Genomic DNA, 2423 nt, shown 5'->3' on the forward strand with positions numbered 1-2423 from the left:
CGAATCTCTAGTAGACTAGTCGATTCATTCGAATGAATTAATTGATAATAACTTACCATGGATATTATTAACTTTCAATACTTTAAATCCAACTAAATTTATAGGATTACTTAAAAAATATTTGACAGACTATTTAGAACCCTGTTAAGATGCATTCATAAGCAAACCACTTTCCAATATAGACCAATTAAAAATAGTGATAAGAATCAACTAGTCGACTAGAGATTTAACAAAGAGAAGCCTCCAGGCTCACTTTGTTGGATCTCTTTTTGTTTTTCTGATATTAAACCGACTATATCACTAGGTTAAGTGGGGAATAACAAGTTAGGAGGGCAGTTCAAGAGAGATTTACGTTGCAGTTTAAAAAAATTTAAACAGGATGATGAGGAGGAATTTGAAAATGACAGCTTTTCAAACAAAACAATTAAAAGTGGTTCCGCGAGCAGGAAGAATTGGTGCAGAAATTCAAGGTGTTCAATTAAGCGGGGATTTAGAACCAAGTATTTTAAATGAAATTAAACAAGCGCTAAACGAGTACAAGGTAGTGTTTTTTAAGGGCCAAAATCATTTAACGGATGCATCCCAAGAAGCGTTTGCAACATTATTAGGCGAACCATATGCTCATCCGACCGTACCGGTAAAAGATAATACGAACTATATTTTTGAGCTGGACTCGGAGGTAGGTGCAAAAGCGAATCATTGGCATACGGATGTTACGTTTGTTCCTGAGGTTCCTAAATACTCCATATTAAGAGGGGTAACGATTCCAGAAGTTGGTGGTGATACAGTTTGGGCAAATACGAATACAGCGTATGAAGACCTTCCGGATGGCTTAAAAAAATTAGCTGATAAGTTATGGGGAATTCATTCAAATGAATTTGATTATGCACAGTATAAACGAAGTGATATTGATGTTAATGAGGTTACAAAAAAATATCGAGATGTATTTGAATCAACGGTTTTTAAAACGAGACATCCAGTTGTACATGTTCACGCCGAAACCGGCAAAAAGCATTTGTTATTAGGAGGATTTGCGGGAAGGTTAGAAGGCTATACAACAAGTGAATCTGAACGATTGTTGAGTATCTTTGATTCTTACGTGACTCGTTTAGAAAATACCGTACGCTGGAAATGGACGGAAGGGGATGTGGCTATTTGGGATAACTTGGCCACGCAACATTATGCCGTAGCAGACTACGGAGATCGTCATCGTGTTGTACGACGTGTAACAGTCGGAAAAGACGTACCCGTTAATCAAGAAAATGAAGTAAGCCGATTAATAGTGAAGAAATAAATTCTAACCCATTGAATAAATAGAGGTTCCAATAAGGAGATCACGCTCATTGCGAACCTCTTTTTTTCATAGTCAGGATACACACATGCAGGCGGGTGAAGCCATGTGATACGAGGAGGTTTAAACATGGAGAAATATCGTAAGCACTTATTTGGATTATTCTTGGTCATTTCCATGACCTTTTTATTAGCAGGATGCAATTCATCCGCAGAAAAAACGGATGCCAAAGGTGCTCCAGTTAAAGTGAATATTGCATTAAATGGAAAAATGGGCCCTCTAGTCATTGCTCGGGAAAAGGGCTGGTTCGAAGAAGAGTTTAAGGCGCTGAATGCCGATGTAAAATGGAGTGAATTCACAAGCGGACCCCCGCTATTAGAATCACTTGCTTCCAATCGTGTTGATTTATCGTTTTTAGGAGATGGTGCGTTAATCGCAGGTTTAGATAAAAAACTGCCCTTTGAAGTGATTGCCCAAACCGGTACAGGAGAATCGAATGTTCGGATTTTAGTACAAAAAAATGGAGATATTAAGAACATTAAAGATTTAAAGGGCAGGACCGTTGGTGTTCCTCTTGGGACAACGGCTCATGTGTATCTAATTAAAGCATTGAAAGCGAATGGATTAACGACTGATGATGTGAAACTCATCAATCTTCAACCCGATGATGCACAAGCGGCTTTCGAATCCAAAAAATTAGACGCATGGTCCGCGTGGAATCCTTATTATCTAAATAATGTTGAAAAAGGGAATGCGGTAACTCTAAATGTAAACAAAAAAATATTTGCCCCTGGAGCTATTATTGCCAGAAAAGGCTTTGCCAAAGAACATCCTGAGATTGTTCAGGCCTATTTAAGAGTATACAAAAAAGCAGCCGATTGGCAAATAGAAAATCCAGATGAAGCATCTGAAATATATTCAAGAGCAACAAAACTTCCAGCTGAACTCATTAAGAAAATCATCACAGCGGAAAAACCTAATATCCTTTTTACTGAAGAGTCTATTAACGCACAGCAAGATTCCATTGACACATTAGCTGATGCAGGGTACATTCAGAAAGCATTTAATTACAAAGAACAGATCCATAAAGAGTACCTTGATGAAGCATTTAAAAAATAACATCAAAAAGTGA

At 37.6% G+C, this 2423-nt stretch carries 2 protein-coding genes; both read left to right on the forward strand.

Going from position 1 to position 2423, the window contains the following annotated elements; genetic code table 11:
* The first annotated feature begins 400 nt into the window (after positions 1-400).
* Entirely contained in the window at positions 401-1294 is an 894-nt protein-coding gene (locus tag V7659_RS27810; RefSeq protein ID WP_335543305.1) for a TauD/TfdA dioxygenase family protein, read from the forward strand.
* Positions 1295-1420: 126 nt separating this feature from the next.
* On the forward strand, positions 1421-2410 hold the full coding sequence (locus V7659_RS27815; protein ID WP_335543306.1) for an ABC transporter substrate-binding protein: 990 nt from the start codon (positions 1421-1423) through the stop codon (positions 2408-2410).
* Positions 2411-2423: the final 13 nt, after the last annotated feature.

The organism is Neobacillus drentensis (assembly GCF_036966985.1).
GTDB classification, from domain to species: Bacteria; Bacillota; Bacilli; order Bacillales; family Cytobacillaceae; genus Neobacillus; species Neobacillus drentensis_E.

Coding starts and splice junctions, on each gene's coding strand:
- V7659_RS27815 (WP_335543306.1), top strand. CDS start 1,421: ATGGAGAAATATCGTAAGCACTTATTTGGATTATTCTTGGTCATTTCC.
- V7659_RS27810 (WP_335543305.1), top strand. CDS start 401: ATGACAGCTTTTCAAACAAAACAATTAAAAGTGGTTCCGCGAGCAGGA.